Here is a 20,494-nt window from a genome sequence, read left to right as displayed (position 1 = left end):
AGGGCGGGCGGACGGCCTGGGCCACGCGCGGGTGTTGGTGGCCGAGGCGGACCGGGCGCTTCGCCCCGGCGGGTTGTTCCTGATGGAGTTCGGCTGCGCGCAGGGGCAGGCCGTGGCCGACCTGTTCCTGCCCTATTCCCGACGCTGGGCCCAGGTGGACATCCGCCGGGACCTGGCCGGGCTTGACCGGTACGTGGTGGCCCGGCGAGCCCCGTGCGCCTGACAGGGGTACAGTCCCGGCAGCGCAGGCCCGGATTCACGCACACGCGGACGCGCTGGTGCAGCGGACCGCGGACGGGGAACTGCGGGCCGCGGGCGACGGACTACGCCCTTGGCATGTCGGGTTTTCGGGACTGGGGCGTCGTGACGCAAACGCGGATGCGCAGCGGGACGGGGCATCACGCGAACGCACCGGGATGTGTGGTTTCCACACCACGTCGATTGATGCGCAAAAGCCACACAAGTGCGTGAAACACACACTCTCCCATGCCGCACCACTCGCACAAACCATGCAATTTCGCAATGTTGCAAAAGTCTAGATTTTGGCACGGTTCATGCTCTCACGGCCATGGAGGGGTTATGAACCAGACCACCATAAAGAAAAACATCGATTGCTCGGGCGTTGGCCTGCACGGCGGCAAGATGGTCCACCTGACCATGCGTCCCGCCCCCGAAGACACCGGCATCGTGTTCGATATCCATACCGCCCAGGGCGTGCGCCGCGTGGCCCCCAATCCCCAGTCGGTGGTCGCCACCGGCCTTGCCACCACCCTTGGCGTGTCCGGCAGCGGGCATGACGCCTCGGTGGCTACCGTGGAGCACCTGCTTGCCGCCATCCGCGGCCTTGAGATCGACAACATGATCATCGAGGTGCAGGGCGGCGAAGTGCCCATCATGGACGGCAGCGCCGCCTCCTTCGTCATGCTGCTGCGCAACGCGGGCATCCGCACCCAGTCGCGCGCCCGCCGCGTGCTGCGCATCGCCAAGCCCATCAGCCACGAAAGCGACGGCAAGTCCATCCGCGCCCTGCCCTACGACGGCTTTCGCGTGGACTACACCATCGACTTCGCCCATCCGCTCATCGGCGTGCAGCACATGAGCCTGGAGGTAACCCCCCGCACCTTCGCCGAAGTGGCCAAGGCGCGCACCTTCGGCTTTCTGCGCGAGGTGGAGTACATGCACAGCAAGGGCCTGGCCCTTGGCGGCTCGCTGGACAACGCCGTGGTGCTCGACGACTACGCCGTGCTCAACGACGACGGCCTGCGCTTTCCCGACGAGTTCGTGCGTCACAAGATCCTGGATTTCATCGGCGACATGGCCATGCTGGGCACCCCGTTGCAGGGGCACTTCATCGTGCACTGCTCCGGCCACGCCCTGAACAACGCCTTTCTGCGCGTGCTGACCGAAAACGCCGATATCTACCTGCAGGAAGTGACGCTGGACGAACCCGCCGCCGAACGGGCTGCCCGCCGTCCCGCCGTTGCCCCGGCCCATGCGCCCGCGCATGTGGGCCACCCCGCGACGGCCTAGCCGCATCCTTCTCCCGCCTTTCCGGGCCGCCTTCGGGCGGCCCTTTTGCGTTGTGCGGGGTAGAGCCAGACACAGGCACGCCCTGCCGCAAGCGACAGGCAGGCAAACGCGCCACAGGGATATGTGCGGGAGGGGCCTCTTGCGTACGCGCTTATTATAATGATTGCACGACGCGGCGGCACGGAGCGATGCGCCGCCAGCCCCCCTTGCTGTCAGGCATCCGGCCCGAAGCGCACGACCGGCCCAGCCTGACTGACACGGCAATTCGCATCCAGCCCCCCTGCGGGACGTTTGCAATATCATTTGCGGGGGGCCAATGCCCACAATCTTGTCCCCGCAAAACCGCGCCGGACGCCAATCCGTAACGCAAGACACAAAAAAACGCACATTCCCCCGCTTTTCCCTATTGCCTTTTCCCGGGGGAGCGGGTAGAAGGCCTTTCTCGTTGGCTGGCGTAGCTCAACTGGCAGAGCAGCTGATTTGTAATCAGCCGGTTGCGGGTTCGAGTCCCATCGCCAGCTCCACAGTGGAGGGGTTCCCGAGTGGCCAAAGGGAACAGACTGTAAATCTGTCGTCGTAAGACTTCGGTGGTTCAAATCCACCCCCCTCCACCACTTGACAAGCTATCTTGGCTGTAGGAGACAGGAAGGCCTGTCGGAGAACTACGGCTTCCTGGAAGTACGGCTCCATGCTGGACGTGCGGGAATAGCTCAAGTGGCTAGAGCATCAGCCTTCCAAGCTGAGGGTTGCGAGTTCGAGTCTCGTTTCCCGCTCCATCCTAGCCCGGGTTCTCCTCAAGCAAGCAATCGGCCCACATAGCTCAGGCGGTAGAGCACTTCCTTGGTAAGGAAGAGGTCATGAGTTCAAGTCTCATTGTGGGCTCCATTTCCGCGCCTAACGATTAACGCAAGAAGAAAACCACGCCAGGGAGAACACCTATGGGTAAGGAAAAATTTGAACGCAAGAAGCCGCATGTCAACATCGGCACCATCGGCCACATTGACCACGGCAAGACCACTCTGACCGCCGCCATCACCAAGGTGGCCGGTCTGCGCGGCAACGGCAAGTTCGTGGCGTTCGACGAAATCGACAAGGCTCCTGAAGAAAAGGAACGTGGCATCACCATCGCCACCGCCCACGTCGAATACGAAACCGCCACCCGCCACTACGCCCACGTGGACTGCCCCGGCCACGCCGACTACATCAAGAACATGATCACCGGCGCCGCCCAGATGGACGGCGGTATCCTGGTGGTCGCCGCCACCGACGGTCCCATGCCCCAGACCCGTGAGCACATCCTGCTCGCCCGTCAGGTCGGCGTGCCCTACCTGGTAGTGTTCCTGAACAAGTGCGACATGGTTGACGACGAAGAGCTGCTCGAACTCGTGGAACTCGAAGTTCGCGAACTGCTCTCCCTCTACGGCTTCCCCGGCGACGACATCCCGGTGGTCCGCGGTTCGGCCCTTAAGGCCCTTGAAACCGACGATCCCAACTCCGCCGACGCCGCTCCGGTCGTGGCCCTGCTCGACGCCTGCGACAGCTACATCCCCGAACCGCAGCGCGACATCGACAAGCCCTTCCTGATGCCCATCGAAGACGTGTTCTCCATCTCCGGCCGCGGCACCGTGGTGACCGGTCGTGTGGAACGCGGCATCATCAAGGTCGGCGAAGAAGTCGAAATCGTCGGCATCAAGGACACCGTCAAGTCGACCTGCACCGGCGTCGAAATGTTCCGCAAGCTGCTCGATCAGGGTCAGGCTGGCGACAACATCGGTGCCCTGCTGCGCGGCATCAAGCGTGAAGACGTGGAACGCGGCCAGGTTCTTGCCGCTCCCAAGTCCATCAAGCCGCACCGCAAGTTCAAGGCCGAAGTGTACGTCCTGTCCAAGGAAGAAGGCGGCCGTCACACTCCGTTCTTCTCGGGCTACCGTCCGCAGTTCTACTTCCGCACCACCGACATCACCGGCATCATCGCGCTGGCTGACGGCGTCGAAATGGTCATGCCCGGCGACAACTCCACCTTCACCGTGGAACTGATTGCCCCCATCGCCATGGAGCAGGGCCTGCGCTTCGCCATCCGCGAAGGCGGCCGCACCGTCGGCGCGGGCGTGGTCTCCGAAATCCTGGAGTAAACGATGCGCGTCAATCTCCTGCTCGCCTGCACCGAGTGCAAGCGACGCAATTACGCGACGGTCAAGAACAAGAAGAATACTACCGGTCGCATCGAACTGAAGAAGTATTGTCCTTGGGACAAGAAACACACGGTTCACCGCGAAACCAAGTAGTATCCTCATAGTGCAGGGCAGTAGCTCTAACGGCTAGAGCGCCGGTCTCCAAAACCGGATGTTGGGGGTTCGAATCCCTCCTGCCCTGCCATCTCCTTTCCTAGCGGGACAGCGCACGGCAACGTGCCAAGGCGCCCCACGGCACCTTTCCGCCCGGCCCGGCGAACCGCATGGTTCGCCCGCCGGGCGGGCCGGTCCCCCCCCCGAACGATGGCAAGTCGACCAGTCGAAATGGCTCCAGAGGCGACCATGGCGAAAAAGCAGCAGAACGCGCCCGAGGCGACCCCCGCTGATTCCGGCAACGGCATCGGCGACAAGATCACCCAGCTCAGGGACTACTTCGAGGAAGCCAAGGGCGAACTGCGCAAGGTCACCTGGCCCACGCGCAAGGAAACCACGGCAACGGGCATCGCCGTGCTCGTTCTCGTTTTCGTCATGTCCCTGTTCCTCGGTGTCGTGGACCTTGGGCTGACCAAGCTCGTCGAATACATCCTCTCGTGATGGACACTCAAATGACCGAATCGATCCCCACGACAGCCAAGGCCCGCTGGTTCATCGTCCATACATATTCGGGCTTCGAGCAGCGTGTCGAACAGACCATACGCGAGATGATCCGTACCGGTCAGGCGCAGGGACTCATCGAAGAGGTCGTGGTGCCCACCGAGAAGGTCATCGAGCTCGTCAAGGGCGAGAAGCGGACCTCCACGCGGAAGTTCTACCCCGGGTACGTCATGGTCAAGATGACCATGACGGATTTCTCGTGGCATCTCGTCCAGTCCATCCCCAAGGTTACCGGATTCGTCGGCGGCAAGAACCGTCCGACCCCCATGCGTGACAGCGAAGCGGAACGCATCCTGACCATGATGGAATCGCGGCAGGAGCAGCCCCGTCCGAAGTTCAACTTCGAGCGCGGGGACGAGGTTCGCGTCATAGACGGGCCTTTCGGCGGCTTCAATGGCGTCGTCGAGGACGTCAACTACGACAAGGGCAAACTCAGGGTGTCGGTCTCCATCTTCGGCAGACAGACCCCGGTCGAGCTGGACTTCGTCCAGGTTTCCAAGGGCTAGCCCCCTTTCGATGATCTTGCGCGGTAACCATCGCGGCCCGCGCCGCCCATAGAGGGACAGAACAATGGCTAAGAAAGAAGTTGCCAAGATCAAGCTGCAGATTCCGGCCGGGGCGGCCAACCCTTCCCCGCCGGTCGGTCCCGCGCTCGGCCAGCACGGGCTGAACATCATGGAATTCTGCAAGACTTTCAACGCGAAGACCATGGAGCAGAAGGGCATGATCACCCCCGTGGTGATCACCGTCTACTCCGACCGTTCCTTCACGTTCATCACCAAGACCCCGCCCGCTTCCGTGCTGCTGCTGAAGGCCGCCAAGCTCGAAAAGGGCTCTGGCGAACCCAACCGGAACAAGGTCGGGTCGGTGAGCATGGCGCAGGTTGAAGAGATCGCGAAGCTGAAGCTGCCCGACCTCACCGCCAAGGATCTCGATGCGGCCACCCGCTCCGTTCTGGGCACCGCCCGGAGCATGGGCATCGAGATCAAGTAGCGTTTCGGATCAGTTGCACTGCCGTCCGCCGACCATGTCGGCCTTCCCGGCCAAGCCGGGGCGCATGTCTCTACCGTGAGAACGCGTGACCATGGCGGCAGGAGATTGCGAACGTCAGCAAAAGGAAAAGGTGGGTACAATGCCCAAGCACGGCAAGAAATATCGTTCGGCGATTGAAGGACGCGACATCGCCGAAATCTTCACCCTCGAAGACGCGGTGGCCAAGTCCCTTGGGGCTTCGTTCGCCAAGTTCGACGAAACCGTCGACGTGGCCATCTGCCTCGGCGTCGATCCCAAGTACTCCGACCAGATGGTGCGCGGCGCCGTCACCCTGCCCCATGGCCTCGGCAAGACCGTGCGCGTGGCGGTGTTCTGCAAGGGCGACAAGGAAGCCGAAGCCAAGGCCGCTGGCGCCGACTTTGCCGGTGCAGAAGAACTGGTCGCCAGGATCAAGGAAGGCTGGCTGGACTTCGACAAGGCCATCGCCACCCCCGACGTCATGGCCCTGGTCGGCCAGATCGGTCGCGTGCTCGGCCCCCGCGGCCTGATGCCCAACGCCAAGACCGGCACCGTTACCTTCGACGTGGCCACCGCGGTGAAGGAAACCAAGGCTGGCCGCGTGGAATTCAAGGTCGACAAGGCCGGCGTGCTGCATGCCCCGCTCGGCAAGGTGTCCTTCGGTCCCGAAAAGATCCTGGACAACCTGAAGTCGCTGCTTGATACCGTGAACCGCCTGAAGCCCGCCACGGCCAAGGGTACCTACATGAAGGCCATGGCGGTTTCCACCACCATGGGCCCCGGTTTCAAGGTCGACCCGACCACCATCAAGAAGTTCCTCGAAGGCTAAACCCCTTCGGTGATATTTGGCCCGACTGCTCGCAGTCGGGCCTTTACCGGCTACAGGCCCGGAAATACGAGTCGAAGAAAGCAGGCAGCACGGGTTCTCCGCCCTTGCGTTAAGTCCTGCCGAGACCACAGTGTCTTTGGCTCGGCATTTCCACCCAGACACACCCGAACCTGAGGAGAGTCACGTGAACAGGTCCGAGAAAGCAGCCATCATCGAGCAGCTCAAGGCTCGTGCTGAAGGCGCTTCCATCGCGGTCGTGACCGACTTCAAGGGTATGTCGGTGGAAGAGCTGACCCGTCTCAGAGTGAAGCTTCGTGAAAGCGGCGCGGAATACCACGTCGTGAAGAACACCCTGGCACGGATCGCCTTTACCGACGGAGCGCATGACGTCATCAAGGACGTCTTCAAAGAAAACTGCGCCGTCGCCCTTGGGTTCGCTGATCCCGTCGCTGTGGCAAAGGCGGTTACCGACTTTGCCAAGACGAGCAAGATCTTTACGGTTCGCCACGGCAGCCTTGAAGGCAAGTTCCTTTCCGGGGAACAGGTCTCTGACCTCGCCAAGCTGCCCAGCAAGCCCGAACTGATCGCGCGCGCTCTTGGCACGATGAACGCCGTGCCCACCAACTTCGTTTCGCTGTTCGCCAACATCATCCGTGGCCTTCTCTACGCCCTGAAGGGCATTGAAGAGAAGAAGGCCGCGGCCTAGGCAACACCGGAATCGAACCCAACCCTTACGCCAAAGACACCCGAAAGGAGCAAATCATGTCCAGCATCACCAAGGAACAGGTCGTCGAATTCATCGCCAACATGACCGTCCTCGAACTTTCCGAGTTCATCAAGGAACTTGAAGAAAAGTTCGGCGTGTCCGCCGCCGCTCCGGCCATGGCCATGGTTGCCGCCGGCCCCGCTGAAGCCGCCCCGGCCGAAGAAGAAAAGACCGAATTCGACGTCATCCTCAAGGCCGCTGGCGCCAACAAGATCGGCGTCATCAAGGTTGTGCGCGCCCTGACCGGCCTTGGCCTGAAGGAAGCCAAGGACAAGGTTGACGGCGCTCCCTCCACCCTGAAGGAAGCCGTTTCCAAGGAAGAAGCCGAAGAAGCCAAGAAGCAGCTGGTGGAAGCCGGCGCCGAAGTCGAAGTCAAGTAGACTCGGTTCGCTGCGCCGCACAGGCGATCGGAATGGCGCGGGCGAGTTCATCGCCCGCGCTTCTTCTGCTTTGTCGCCCCGTACGGCAGATTGGCATTTCGGGTGGCGGCCACGCACCTGGGGCATGTTCCGGTATTTCCGGCAAATGCATGCGGTCGCGGTCTTCACGGGACGGGATGAGACGGGTTGACGGGACGGGCTTTCCCACGGGGATGCCACGTTGGATCGGAAGCGAGTATGCGGCAAGCCGCACGGACTTGCATAATTTTTCCGAAACGACTATTCTTGCAATTTGGTCGAACCTACTTCGCACCAATCCAGCTCCTGACCCGGGCGGTACGTTGTACGCTGCACCCCTCTTTCCTACCCCCCGAACCGACAGCCTTTCCGGTGGGCGCGTCGCTCTTGTCGCGCGTCCGCTTTGCCTTGTCCGCGGTACGGCGCTGAAGGGTAACCCCCTTCGCGCGGCCGCCTTTCGTTGTCGCTTCGCCCCGGCAGCCGCGCATCACGCACCTGCTGCCCCCGAATCGCGGGACCATGGCCACGCCGCCGGTCCCGCTGCCAGCGTGCCGTGCACGCGTTCGCTCCATCCGACCCCCACGGGTCGTTCGGCCTCTCGCGCTGAGAGCCCCGCCGGAAAACCGTCTTTCTGAGGTGAAACCATGGGCCAACTCACGAAAAAGTTCGGCAAGATTCCCGTATCGCTCGGCATTCCGCACCTCCTGAACCTTCAGGTGGACTCGTACGTCAAGTTCCTTCAGGAAGGCCTTGCCGAACGCAAGACCGACGAGGGCCTTGAAGGGGTCTTCCGGTCCGTGTTCCCCATCGAGGATTTCAACCGCACCGCCAGCCTCGAATACGTCAGCTACGACATCGGCGAACCCAAGTTCGACCAGGCGGAGTGCATCTCGAAGGGCCTCACCTACGAAGCGCCCATCCGCATCAAGGTGCGGCTCGTGGTTTACGACGTCGACGACGATTCCGGCAACCGCACCATCCGCGACATCAAGGAACAGGACATCTATTTCGGCACCCTGCCGCTGATGACCGAGAAGGGCACCTTCATCATCAACGGCACAGAGCGTGTCATCGTCAACCAGTTGCAGCGTTCGCCGGGCATCATCTTCGAGCACGATTCGGGCAAGACCCATTCGAGCCGCAAGGTGCTGTACTCCTGCCGCGTCATTCCCATGCGCGGCTCGTGGCTCGACTTCGACTTCGACCACAAGGACATCCTGTACGTCCGCATCGACCGCCGCCGCAAAATGCCCGCCACCATCCTGTTCAAGGCCATGGGCATGACCAAGACGGACATCCTGGACTACTTCTACAAGAAGGAGTTCTACCGGATTTCCGACGACGGCCGTGTGTTCTGGGAAGTGCAGAAGGACATGTTCCGCAAGGATTCGGCCTTTGCCGACATTGCGGGTCCCGACGGCACCGTGTTCGTCAAGGCGGGCAAACCCATCACCAAGCGCGCCTGGCGCCAGATCTGCGAAGCGGGTCTTGAAGCCATCGAAGTGGCCGCCGACACCCTGGACGGCCTGTTCCTGGCCGAAGACGTGGTGAACCCGGCCACCGGCGAAGTGCTGGCCGAAGCCGCCGACGAAGTGACCCCCGGCGTGCAGGAACGCCTGCGCGAAGCGGGCATCGACCGCCTGCCCATCCTGCACACCAAGGGCATCGACACCTCGTCCTCGCTGCGCGATACCCTGGTGCTGGACAAGACCGCCGACAAGGAAGCCGCCCAGGTGGAAATCTACCGCCGCCTGCGCCCCTCGTCGCCGCCCACCCCAGAAATCGCGGAAAGCTTCTTCGACAACCTGTTCCGCAGCGCCGACTACTACGACCTTTCCCCCGTGGGCCGCTACAAGCTGAACCAGCGCCTTGGCCTCGACCAGTCGCTGGAACTGCGCGTGCTGACCGACGAGGACATCCTGACCGCCATCCGCGTGCTGCTGCACCTGAAGGACAGCCACGGCCCCGCCGACGACATCGACCATCTGGGCAACCGCCGCGTGCGGCCCGTGGGCGAACTGGTGGAAAACCAGTACCGCATCGGCCTCGTGCGCATGGAACGGGCGATCAAGGAACGCATGAGCCTCCAGGAAGTCTCCACGCTCATGCCGCACGACCTGATCAACCCCAAGCCGGTGGCCGCCGTGCTGAAGGAATTCTTCGGCACCTCGCAGCTTTCGCAGTTCATGGACCAGACCAACGCCCTGTCGGAAGTGACGCACAAGCGCCGCCTGTCCGCCCTGGGCCCCGGCGGTCTGACCCGCGAACGCGCGGGCTTCGAAGTGCGCGACGTGCACACCTCGCACTACGGGCGCATCTGCCCCATCGAAACGCCGGAAGGTCCGAACATCGGCCTCATCGTGTCGCTGACCACCTACGCCAAGGTGAACGACTACGGCTTCATCGAGACGCCGTACCACGTCATCCGCGAAACCAAGATGACCGGCGAAGTGGTCTACCTCGACGCCTCGCGCGAGCACGGTGAAGTCATCGCCCAGGCCAACGCGCCCTTCGACGCCGAAGGCAAGCTGGCCGACGAATACGTCACCACCCGCGTGAAGGGCGACGTGCTCATGTCGCCCCGCGAAGAAGTGACCCTGATGGACGTTTCGCCCAGCCAGATGGTGTCCATCTCCGCCGCGCTGATTCCGTTCCTGGAACACGACGACGCCAACCGCGCGCTCATGGGTTCGAACATGCAGCGCCAGGCCGTGCCGCTGCTCCAGTGCGAAAAGCCCCTCGTGGGCACGGGCATGGAAGGCCCGGTGGCCCAGGACTCCGGCGCGTGCATCATCGCCGAAGGTCCGGGCATCGTGCGCTACGCCGACGCCGACCGCATCATCGTCAGCTACGAGAACGGCCTGTACCCCGAACGGGGCGGCGTGCGCGCGTACGACCTGCAGAAGTTCCACAAGTCCAACCAGAACTCCTGCTTCGGCCAGAAGCCCACCTGCCACCCCGGCCAGATCGTCGCCAAGGGCCACATCCTGGCCGACGGCCCCGGCATCGAGGACGGCGAACTGGCCCTGGGCAAGAACCTGGTGGTCGCGTTCATGCCGTGGTGCGGCTACAACTTCGAAGACTCCATCCTCATCTCCGAGCGCACCGTGAAGGAAGACACCTTCACCTCGGTGCACATCGAAGAATTCGAAGTCGTCGCGCGCGACACCAAACTGGGACCGGAAGAAATCACCCGCGACATTCCCAACGTGGGCGAGGACATGCTGCGCAACCTGGACGGCAGCGGGATCATTCGCATCGGGGCCAACGTGAAGCCGGACGACATCCTCGTCGGCAAGATCACCCCCAAGGGCGAAACCCAGCTGACCCCGGAAGAAAAGCTGCTGCGCGCCATCTTCGGCGACAAGGCCCGCGACGTGAAGAACACCTCGCTGAAGGTGCCGCCGGGCATCGAGGGCACCGTCATCGAGGTCAAGGTGTTCAACCGCCGTTCCGGTGAAAAGGACGAGCGCGCCCGCCTGATCGAGGAATACGAACTGGGCCGCCTGGACCGCAAGGAACAGGATCACATCCGCGGTCTTGGCGACGCCACCCGCGTGAAGCTGATGGCCGTCGTGGAAGGCAAGCAGATCGCCACCACCCTGGCGGGCAAGAAGAAGGGTGAGGTCATCGCCGAGGCTGGTGTTTCCGTCACCGCCGAGATGCTGGCCGACGTGCCCCTGAAGAAGCTCTCCGGCCTGTTCAAGAACCGCGAGGTCAACGAAGCCGTGGACGCCCTGCTGGAAAGCTATGACCAGCAGGTGCAGTTCATCAGCAACATCTACGAATCCAAGCGCGGCAAGGTGACCGAAGGGGACGACCTGCCCCCCGGCGTCATCAAGATGGTCAAGGTCTACATCGCCGTGAAGCGCAAGCTTTCGGTGGGTGACAAGATGGCCGGCCGTCACGGGAACAAGGGCGTTGTCTCCTGCATCCTGCCCGCCGAGGACATGCCGTTCTTTGCGGACGGTCGCCCGGTGGACATCGTGCTGAACCCCCTTGGCGTGCCTTCGCGCATGAACATCGGCCAGATCATGGAAACCCACCTCGGGTGGGCCGCCAAGGAAATGGGCCGCCAGCTCGCCGAAATGCTGGAACGCAACGACCCGCTGAAGGCGCTGCGCAACGAAGTGAAGCGGGCGTTCGATTCCGCCGCCATCGACTCGCTGGTCGATTCCATGGACGACGAGGACTTCCGCGCCTCAGTGGCCAAGCTGGGCCGCGGCATCGTGACCAAGACCCCCGTGTTCGACGGCGCGGCGGAAGAGGAAATCTGGTCGTGGCTGGTGCGCGCCAACATCGACGATGACGGCAAGACCGTGCTGTACGATGGCCGCACCGGCGAACGGTTCCACAACCGCGTCACCACCGGCGTCATGTACATGCTGAAGCTTCACCACCTGGTCGACGAAAAGATCCACGCCCGCTCCACCGGCCCCTACTCGCTGGTGACCCAGCAGCCGCTGGGCGGCAAGGCCCAGTTCGGCGGCCAGCGCCTAGGTGAAATGGAAGTGTGGGCGCTGGAAGCGTACGGCGCGGCCTACCTGCTGCAGGAATTCCTGACCGTGAAGTCGGACGACGTGACCGGCCGCGTGAAGATGTACGAGAAGATCGTGAAGGGCGACAACTTCCTGGAAGCCGGTCTGCCCGAATCGTTCAACGTGCTCGTCAAGGAACTCATGTCGCTGGGCCTCGACGTCACGCTGCACCAGGAAGAAGGCAAGAAGCGCCCGAAGCGCGTCGGCTTCATGAACGCGCTGTAATGGCATACGATTTTGGGTAAGAGCTGCCGGGGAGGGGACCTTTTGGAAAAGGCCGTCCTCCCCGGCCCCTCCCCCCAAAACTTTTCATAAGTCTGCGCACTACGTTTTCTCCGCCCCCCTCAACCGTCGCACCCGCGCACCGCGCGAAGGGTGACGAACACGGGGTCAAGGGGGCCACAGCCCCTCTTGTGGGGGTGCAGGGGGCAAGCCCCCTGCTCACCGAAGGCGTGCAAACAACCTTTTCGGGTAGGGACACGATATGACCTTAGACGATCTGTTCACCGTCCGGGGCTCGTCGGCCAACGTCGCGAACATCCGCAACCTGAAGGCGATCCAGATCTCCATCGCCGCGCCGGAAAGCATTCGCGAATGGTCGTACGGCGAGGTGAAGAAGCCCGAGACCATCAACTACCGCACCTTCAAGCCCGAGCGGGACGGCCTGTTCTGCGCCAAGATCTTCGGGCCCGTGAAGGACTACGAGTGCAACTGCGGCAAGTACAAGCGCATGAAGCACCGTGGCATCGTGTGCGAAAAGTGCGGGGTTGAGGTCATCGCCTCCAAGGTGCGCCGCGAACGCATGGGGCACATCGAACTGGCCGCGCCCGTCGCGCACATCTGGTTCCTGAAGACCCTGCCCTCGAAGATCGGCACCCTGCTCGACATGACCATGGCCGACCTCGAGAAGGTGCTGTACTTCGACTCGTACATCGTGCTCGATCCGGGCAGCACCAACCTCGCCAAGATGCAGGTCATCTCCGAGGACCAGTACCTTCAGGTCATCGACCACTACGGCGAGGACGCCCTTGTCGTGGGCATGGGCGCCGAAGCCGTGCGCAGCCTGCTTGAGGAACTGAACCTCGAGGAACTGCGCGCCATGCTGCGCGAAGAATCGCAGGCCACCAAGTCGCAGACCAAGAAGAAGAAGCTCACCAAGCGCCTGAAGATCGTCGAGGCGTTCCTGGAGTCGGCCAACAAGCCGGAATGGATGGTGATGGAAGTCATCCCCGTCATTCCGCCCGAGCTGCGCCCCCTGGTTCCGCTGGACGGCGGCCGCTTCGCCACGTCGGACCTGAACGACCTGTACCGCCGCGTCATCAACCGCAACAATCGCCTCAAGCGGCTGATGGAACTGGGCGCGCCCGACATCATCATCCGCAACGAAAAGCGCATGTTGCAGGAAGCCGTTGACGCCCTGTTCGACAACGGACGCCGTGGCCGCGCCATCACCGGCACCAATGGTCGCCCGCTGAAGTCGCTGTCGGACATGATCAAGGGCAAGCAGGGCCGGTTCCGCCAGAACCTGCTCGGCAAGCGCGTGGACTACTCCGGCCGTTCGGTCATCGTGGTGGGTCCGAAGCTCAAATTGCACCAGTGCGGCCTGCCCAAGAAGATGGCGCTGGAACTGTTCAAGCCCTTCATCTATTCCGAGCTCGAAAAGAGAGGCCTGGCCTCCACCATCAAGAGCGCCAAGAAGATGGTGGAGCGCGAGGAACTGGTGGTGTGGGACATCCTGGAAGAGGTGGTGCGCGAGTACCCCATCCTGCTCAACCGCGCCCCCACCCTGCACCGTCTGGGCATCCAGGCCTTCGAACCCCTGCTGGTCGAAGGCAAGGCCATCCAGTTGCACCCGCTGGTCTGCTCGGCCTACAACGCCGACTTCGACGGCGACCAGATGGCCGTGCACGTGCCCCTTTCGGTCGAAGCGCAGATCGAATGCCGCGTGCTCATGATGAGCACCAACAACATCCTTTCCCCGGCCAACGGTTCGCCGGTCATCGTGCCCTCGCAGGACATCGTCCTCGGGTTGTACTACATGACCGTGGAGCGTTCGTTCGAAAAGGGCGAAGGCATGGCCTTCTGCGCCCCGTGGGAAGTTGTGGCGGCGTACGATTCCGGCTCCGTCTCGCTGCATGCGCGCGTCAAGGTGCGCATGGAAGACGGCAAGACCGTGGCCACCACCCCCGGCCGCATCCTGGTCTGGGAAGTGCTGCCCAAGGGCGTGGACTTCGAGTTCGTCAACTGCACCCTGACCAAGAAGAACATCGCCCGCCTGGTGGGCGCCGCCTACCGTGACGCGGGCACCAAGGCCGCCGTCATCCTGTGCGACCGCCTGAAGGACGTGGGCTACGAATACGCCACGCGCGCGGGCATCACCATCGGCGTGAAGGACCTGCGCATCCCGTCCAAGAAGAAGGCCATGCTCGAAGCCTCGCAGAACGAGGTGGACGACATCGAACGCCAGTACCGCGACGGCATCATCACCCGTACGGAAAAGTACAACAAGGTGGTGGACGTCTGGACCAAGGCCACCCAGGACATCTCCAACGAGATGACCAAGGAGATCTCGCACGACATCCTCGTGGACCCCAAGACCGGGAAGGAAGAAGTCAACAGCAGCTTCAACCCGATCTTCATGATGTCCACCTCGGGCGCGCGAGGCAACCAGGACCAGATGCGCCAGCTTGCGGGCATGCGCGGCCTGATGGCCAAGCCTTCGGGCGAAATCATCGAAACGCCCATCACCTCGAGCTTCCGCGAAGGCCTCGACGTGCTGCAGTACTTCAACTCCACCCACGGCGCGCGAAAGGGCCTTGCCGACACCGCGCTGAAGACGGCGAACTCGGGGTACCTTACCCGCCGCCTGGTGGACGTGGTGCAGGACGTCATCGTCAGCGAGCTTGACTGCGGCACCGTGGACGGCATCGAGATCGGCCACTTCGTCAAGGGTGGCGACATCAAGGTGCGTCTGGCCGACCGCGTGCTTGGCCGCGTGCTGCTGTACCCCGTGTTCGATCCGGAAACCCGCGAACTGCTGTTCGACGAGAATACCCTGATCGACGAAAACGTGGCCCAGACCCTGGAAGCCACGGGCATCAGCACGGTGACCATCCGTTCGGCCCTGACCTGCCAGAGCGAACGCGGCGTGTGCGCCCGCTGCTACGGGCGCGACCTTGCGCGCGGCCACCTCGTCAACATCGGCGAGACCGTGGGCATCATCGCCGCCCAGTCCATCGGCGAACCGGGCACCCAGCTCACCATGCGCACGTTCCACATCGGCGGCACCGCGTCGCGCGAAATCGAGCGTTCCAGCATCGTGTCGCAGCATCCGGGCCGCGTGATCCTGTCGCGCGTGAAGGCCGTGCGCAACCGCGACGGCCAGATGATGATCCTTGGCAAGAGCGGCCAGATCGCCATCGTGGACGACCAGGGCCGCGAACGCGAAAAGTACATCCTGCCCAACGGCTCCCGCCTTAACGTCGCCGACGGCAGCGAGATCAAGAAGGGCGTCGTCCTTGCCGAATGGGACCCGTTCAACGAACCGTTCGTCTCGGAAGTGGAAGGTACGGTCAAGTTCACCGACATTGTCGAGGGCAAGACCTACCAGGAAAAGATGGACGACGCGACGCGCATGACCACGCAGTCGATCATCGAATACCGCACCACCAACTTCCGCCCGTCCATCTCCATCTGCGACGAGAACGGCGACCCCAAGATACGCAGCGGCAACCTGCCCGCCACGTATTCGCTGCCTGTCGGCGCGCTGATCATGGTCAAGGCCGGGCAGGAAGTGCAGGCCGGCGACATCATCGCGCGCAAGCCGCGTGAATCGTCCAAGACCAAGGACATCGTGGGTGGTCTGCCCCGCGTGGCCGAGCTGTTCGAAGTGCGCAAGCCGAAGGACATGGCCGTGGTGTCCGAAATCGACGGCACGGTCACCTTTGCCGGTGAAACCAAGGGCAAGCGCAAGCTGGTGGTCACCCCCGAAACGGGCGAGGCCAAGGAATACCTGGTGCCCAAGGGCAAGCACATCACCGTTTCCGACGGCGACTTCGTCGAAGCCGGTGAACTGCTGACCGAAGGCCATCCGGAACTGCACGACATCCTGCGCACCAAGGGCGAAAAGTTCCTGGCCCGCTACCTGGTGGACGAAATCCAGGAAGTGTACCGCTTCCAGGGCGTGGGTATTGACGACAAGCACATTGAAGTCATCGTGCGCCAGATGCTGCGCAAGGTCACCGTGCTCGATCCGGGCGGCACCAGCTTCCTGGTGGGCGAACAGGTGGACAAGGGCGAATTCCGTCAGGAAAACTCCCGCGCCATGGGCGAGGGCCGCACCCCGGCCACTGCCGAACCGCTGGTGCTCGGCATCACCCAGGCTTCGCTGACCACCTCGTCGTTCATCTCGGCGGCGTCGTTCCAGGAAACCACCAAGGTGCTGACCGAAGCCTCCCTGCGCGGCAAGATGGACTACCTGCGCGGCCTGAAGGAAAACGTCATCGTGGGTCGCCTGATCCCAGCCGGGACCGGCTACCGCGAATACGTGCACTCCGACATCTCGGTGCCGGAACAGAAGGAACGCCCGGACAAGTTCCTGGAAGACCTGGAAGACAATCCGCTGCTGGTGGATATCTTCTAGGAAGGGCTTGCGCCAACAAGAAGAGAAGACAGGGCCTCCGCTTTCGGGCGGGGGCCCTTTTCTTGTGGGCGCAGGGGGGAGAGGGGGGAAGGCGGAAGGGGTGTGCGCGGTTGCACCCGGCTTCTACGAAGACAGTCCTGCCCAGTTGAACGCGTTCGATCTCGTTATGCTTCCGGCGGCAGGCAAAAGAGATGTCGCATGCTGTTAGGTACAGCCTCTACGAAGACAGTCGTGCCCATCAAGGTGCATATCCTTACATTCCCCGCCAGAGGCATAACGAAATCAAGGGCAATCAACAGGCACGACCGTCTTCGTAGAAACCGTCCCCAACAAGGCACACCGCCTCTCCCCTACCCATCTTCATCCAGCCCCCCGTCACCGTCTTGCCATCATTCCCCGGCTGTGCGAAAACGTGGTGCCTTGAGCGGGCATCCAAGACAAGGACACCGAATGCCGCCGCACTTCCTCGCCAGTGTTTTCCGCATCCAGCCGCGCCGGCCCGCCCCGGTCCGGCCTTTTGGCGTGCGCGCCCTGTCCGCCGCCAACGGCCTTGCCTCTCCCCTTCTTCTGTGCATCCTGCTTGCCCTGTTCCTGCTGCTCGCCGCCACTCCGGCACAGGCCTTGCCCCCCCGCCAGTTCGTGCTCGACACCTTCGCCATCGAAACCCGCGACGGCACCCTGGTGCTGCGCCTGGGTGTTGGCGTGGACGACCCCGATGGCCTGCGCGACCTGCTGAAGGACGGCGCCGAAATGGAACTGCGCGGCACAGCCACGCTCACCCGCCGCCGGGGTGTGCTGCCCGACGTGACCCTGGCCGAAAAGGCCTTTGCCTGCGTACTGCGACACGACACCCTGACCCGCGAGTTCGAACTGCGCCTTGAAGGCCGCGAGGCCCCCTGGCGCGACAAGAACCTGACCCGCCTGCTGGAAGGCACCTGGAAGCGTCTGGTGCTGCCGCTGGCCCCCATAGCCGGGCTGGAAAAAGGCGAACCCCACCGGGTTTCGCTGGCCCTGTCCCTACGCCATACCGACGTGCCGCCCTGGCTTTCGCGCACCCTGTTCTTCTGGTCCTGGGAAGTCGTGCCCGACGCGACCTTCACGCAGGACTTCACCTACTGACCCCCCGCCTCCCCATGGCCCGCCGCATCGTAACGCCCGACCAGCCCGCTGGCCGCCCGCCAGACGGACAGGCAGGCGGGCAGCCCGACGGGCATGGTCCCGGCGGCCCCTCCAGCCCGCACAATCCCTACGACGACCCGGACTTTCCACGCATCATCCGGGTGAACCCCGCCGATTCGCGTGAACGCAAGCGCCGCCAACGCGAAATCTACGTTGCGGCCGGCGTGCTGCTGGCGATGCTGGTGGCCACCTGGGTCGAACTGAACCTGTTCGGCGTAGATTCCTACATCTTCCTCGTTTTGCTGAACATCAACTTCATCCTGTTGCTTGTGGTGCTGTTCATCGTGCTGCGCAACGGGGTGAAGCTGATTCTCGAACGCCGTCGCCGGGTGTTCGGTTCGCACCTGCGTACCCGGCTGGTGCTGGCCTTCATGGCCCTGTCCCTGGTGCCCACGGTGATCATGTTCCTGGCCTCCAACCGGGTGGTGGGAACCTCGGTGGACTACTGGTTCAACAACCAGGTGGAAATCTCGCTGGACAGCGCCCTGGACGTGGGGCGCAGCTTCTACACCGCCTCCGCAGACCGGTTGCGCGCGCGCGGCGAATCCATCGTGGCGGAAATAGCCGACCGCCACCTGACCTGGGGCGGCCAGACCATGGACGCCCTGCTGGAACGCAAGCGCAAGGAATACGGCCTGTCGCTGGCGGGCGTCGTAACCCCCGGCCAGGTGGAGCAGAACTGGCATGCCCCGCCAGACCTGGGCCCCACCTGGAAGGAGGCCCGGCGCAGGATCGCCTGGGACCAGGCAGCATCGCAACGTTACGTGTCGCTGCTTTGGAAGGGCGAACGCTCCGACTACGTCTTCGGCGTGCTGGCCGTGGACGGGGGGCGCACCGGCTATCTGGTGGTGGGTGAATCCATCGGCGAAGGGGTGATGCTGAAGCTCGAGCGCATCGCCCAGGGCTTTGACGACTACAAGAAACTGAAAACGCTGAAACGACCGCTGAAGGTGTCGTTCCTGTTCATCCTTGCGGTGCTCAGCGTGCTGATCATCCTGGGGGCCATCTGGTTCGGCTTCCGACTGTCCAAGGAACTCACCGCGCCCATCCTGGCCCTTGCCGAAGGGACGGAGCGCATCGCGCGCGGCGACCTGTCCTTCCGGCTGGAGGACGCCGCCACCGACGAGTTGGGGCTGCTGGTGCGCTCGTTCAACCGCATGGCCGAAGACCTGTCCGTCAGCCGCACCCGGCTTACCGACGTCAACGAAATGCTGGCCCTGCAAAACGTGGAGATCGGCGAGCGCAGCCGGTACATCGCCACCGTGCTCGACAACATCGCGGCAGGGGTGGTCTCCTTCGGCCCGGACGACCGGGTGGCCACCATCAACGCCGCCGCCTGCGCCATGTTCGGTGTGGAGCCGGGTTCCATCGTGGGCCGCGACCCGCGCGATTTCCTTTCCGAAGAAGACGCGGCCATGAACCGCGAAATGCTGGACGAGGTGCGCGCGCGCCCGGGCCGCCGCTGGCAGCGCCAGGTGGAATACGGCAAGGGCGACCGCCCCCTGAAGCTGCTGCTCACCTCCGTCAGCCTCACCACGCCCGAAGGCGAGTACCGGGGCGCGGTGGCCGTGTTCGAGGACATCACCGAACTGGAACGCATGCAGCGCATGGCCGCCTGGCGAGAGGTGGCGCGACGCATCGCCCACGAGATCAAGAACCCGCTCACCCCCATCAAGCTTTCGGCCCAACGGCTGGAGCGCAAGTTCTCCGGGGCCGTGGGCGACCCGGTGTTCGGCCAGTGCACCGGCCTCATCGTGCGCCAGGTGGAGCACCTGCAACAGATGGTGGAAGAATTCTCGGCCTTCGCCAAGCTGCCGGAGGTAACCCCCCGGCCCGGCAACCTCACCCCGCTGCTGGAGGAACTGACCGCCCTGTTCCGCAACAGTCACAGCAACATCATGTGGACGCTGGACATTCCCGCGCCGCTGCCGGTGCTGCCCATGGACCAGGAGGCACTGCACCGGGCCTTCCTGAACATCCTGACCAACGCGGCGGAAGTGCTGCAAGGCCGCGAAGGCGGCGCGGTGACCATCACCGCCGTGCACAACGCGGCCCTGAACCTGGTGCGGGTGGACGTGGCCGACAACGGCCCCGGCCTGACGCCGGAAGAACGTTCGCGCCTGTTCGAACCCTATTTTTCACGCAAGAAAGGCGGCACCGGCCTTGGCCTGACCATCGTTAAGTCCGTGGTGTCGGACCATCGCGGCTACGTGCGCGCCCATGCCGTTCCGCGCTCGCCCGACACGCCCGACACGCCCGGCAGGCCAGACACCCCCCTCGCGCCGGATACCCCGGTCGGGCAGCACGCGCAGCACTCCTCCCGTAGTCCCGGCCCTACCGGTACCGTTGTCACCGTCGAGCTTCCTGTGGCATAAGGGAGCGTATACCGGGGCACCGCGCATGGTGCGCAGCCGCGGCCCCTTTCCCTGCCGTCCTCGGCACACGCCACGGGAGTTTCCGCATGCACGTCGTCATCCTTGGCGGCTCTGGCTTCATCGGTTCGGCTCTCGCCAGCGCCTTGCTGGCGCGAGGCGATACGGTCACCGTGCCGTCGCGCGCCCCGCGCCCCGCCACTGCGCAAGGCATCGTCCATGCGACATGGAACGGACGCGACGCGGACACCCTGACCCGTCTGCTGGAGAGTGCGCAGGCGGTGGTCAACCTGCTGGGCGAAAACATCGCCGCCGGTCGCTGGACCCCGCAGCGCAAGGCGCGCATCGTGGACAGCCGCGTGACCGCCGGGCAGGCCGTGGCC

General features: G+C 63.6%; 14 protein-coding genes, 5 tRNA genes and 1 pseudogene. All 20 read left to right on the top strand.

What is annotated here, in order from left to right; translation table 11 throughout:
* A pseudogene (locus FVW20_RS07780) lies at positions 1–223 on the top strand (peptide chain release factor N(5)-glutamine methyltransferase); the annotation flags it as partial.
* A gap of 356 nt (positions 224–579) precedes the next feature.
* Positions 580–1,530: a UDP-3-O-acyl-N-acetylglucosamine deacetylase gene (lpxC, locus tag FVW20_RS07775; RefSeq protein WP_196608970.1), complete on the top strand. Its 951-nt coding sequence runs from the start codon at positions 580–582 to the stop codon at positions 1,528–1,530.
* A gap of 448 nt (positions 1,531–1,978) precedes the next feature.
* Positions 1,979–2,054: transfer RNA gene (locus FVW20_RS07770), tRNA-Thr, on the top strand.
* Positions 2,055–2,058: 4 nt separating this feature from the next.
* Positions 2,059–2,144: transfer RNA gene (locus tag FVW20_RS07765), tRNA-Tyr, on the top strand.
* Positions 2,145–2,229: 85 nt separating this feature from the next.
* A tRNA-Gly gene (locus FVW20_RS07760) sits at positions 2,230–2,306 on the top strand.
* Positions 2,307–2,339: 33 nt separating this feature from the next.
* A tRNA-Thr gene (locus FVW20_RS07755) sits at positions 2,340–2,415 on the top strand.
* Positions 2,416–2,468: 53 nt separating this feature from the next.
* Complete coding sequence (gene tuf, locus FVW20_RS07750) at positions 2,469–3,662, top strand: elongation factor Tu (RefSeq protein ID WP_196608969.1); 1,194 nt, start codon at positions 2,469–2,471, stop codon at positions 3,660–3,662.
* Between the two features lie 3 nt (positions 3,663–3,665).
* Positions 3,666–3,815, top strand: coding sequence for a 50S ribosomal protein L33 (rpmG, locus tag FVW20_RS07745; protein ID WP_007523971.1), 150 nt, complete (start codon positions 3,666–3,668; stop codon positions 3,813–3,815).
* 14 nt (positions 3,816–3,829) lie between these two features.
* Positions 3,830–3,906, top strand: a tRNA-Trp gene (locus FVW20_RS07740).
* Positions 3,907–4,064: 158 nt separating this feature from the next.
* Positions 4,065–4,316, top strand: coding sequence for a preprotein translocase subunit SecE (secE, locus tag FVW20_RS07735; protein WP_012612579.1), 252 nt, complete (start codon positions 4,065–4,067; stop codon positions 4,314–4,316).
* 11 nt (positions 4,317–4,327) lie between these two features.
* Positions 4,328–4,882 (top strand): transcription termination/antitermination protein NusG, encoded by a 555-nt coding sequence (gene nusG, locus FVW20_RS07730; protein ID WP_196608968.1) that lies wholly within the window; start codon positions 4,328–4,330, stop codon positions 4,880–4,882.
* Positions 4,883–4,946: 64 nt separating this feature from the next.
* Positions 4,947–5,369, top strand: a complete 423-nt coding sequence (gene rplK / locus FVW20_RS07725; RefSeq protein WP_007523977.1) for a 50S ribosomal protein L11 — start codon at positions 4,947–4,949, stop codon at positions 5,367–5,369.
* Positions 5,370–5,508: 139 nt separating this feature from the next.
* Positions 5,509–6,216, top strand: a complete 708-nt coding sequence (gene rplA / locus FVW20_RS07720; protein WP_196608967.1) for a 50S ribosomal protein L1 — start codon at positions 5,509–5,511, stop codon at positions 6,214–6,216.
* A gap of 184 nt (positions 6,217–6,400) precedes the next feature.
* Positions 6,401–6,922, top strand: coding sequence for a 50S ribosomal protein L10 (gene rplJ / locus FVW20_RS07715; protein ID WP_196608966.1), 522 nt, complete (start codon positions 6,401–6,403; stop codon positions 6,920–6,922).
* 56 nt (positions 6,923–6,978) lie between these two features.
* The gene (gene rplL, locus FVW20_RS07710) at positions 6,979–7,362 is read left to right on the top strand and encodes a 50S ribosomal protein L7/L12 (protein WP_012612583.1); all 384 of its coding nucleotides are present in this window, start codon (positions 6,979–6,981) and stop codon (positions 7,360–7,362) included.
* A 662-nt stretch (positions 7,363–8,024) separates the two neighbouring features.
* Positions 8,025–12,143 (top strand): DNA-directed RNA polymerase subunit beta, encoded by a 4,119-nt coding sequence (gene rpoB / locus FVW20_RS07705; RefSeq protein ID WP_196608965.1) that lies wholly within the window; start codon positions 8,025–8,027, stop codon positions 12,141–12,143.
* A 259-nt stretch (positions 12,144–12,402) separates the two neighbouring features.
* Positions 12,403–16,560 carry a DNA-directed RNA polymerase subunit beta' gene (gene rpoC / locus FVW20_RS07700; RefSeq protein WP_196608964.1) on the top strand — a complete coding sequence of 1,386 codons (4,158 nt, stop codon included), beginning with the start codon at positions 12,403–12,405 and terminating at the stop codon, positions 16,558–16,560.
* 450 nt (positions 16,561–17,010) lie between these two features.
* A complete protein-coding gene (locus tag FVW20_RS07695) occupies positions 17,011–17,679 on the top strand; it encodes a DUF4390 domain-containing protein (protein WP_196608963.1) in 669 nt (222 codons plus the stop codon).
* A gap of 14 nt (positions 17,680–17,693) precedes the next feature.
* Positions 17,694–20,114, top strand: a complete 2,421-nt coding sequence (locus tag FVW20_RS07690) for a sensor histidine kinase (protein ID WP_231038955.1) — start codon at positions 17,694–17,696, stop codon at positions 20,112–20,114.
* A gap of 86 nt (positions 20,115–20,200) precedes the next feature.
* Positions 20,201–20,494 (top strand): NAD-dependent epimerase/dehydratase family protein (locus tag FVW20_RS07685; RefSeq protein WP_196608962.1); only part of this gene is annotated, 294 nt, incomplete at its 3' end.

The organism is Nitratidesulfovibrio oxamicus (assembly GCF_015731765.1).
In the GTDB taxonomy this organism is placed as follows: Bacteria; Desulfobacterota; Desulfovibrionia; order Desulfovibrionales; family Desulfovibrionaceae; genus Cupidesulfovibrio; species Cupidesulfovibrio oxamicus.
This window is presented reverse-complemented; position numbering and strand designations above follow the sequence as displayed.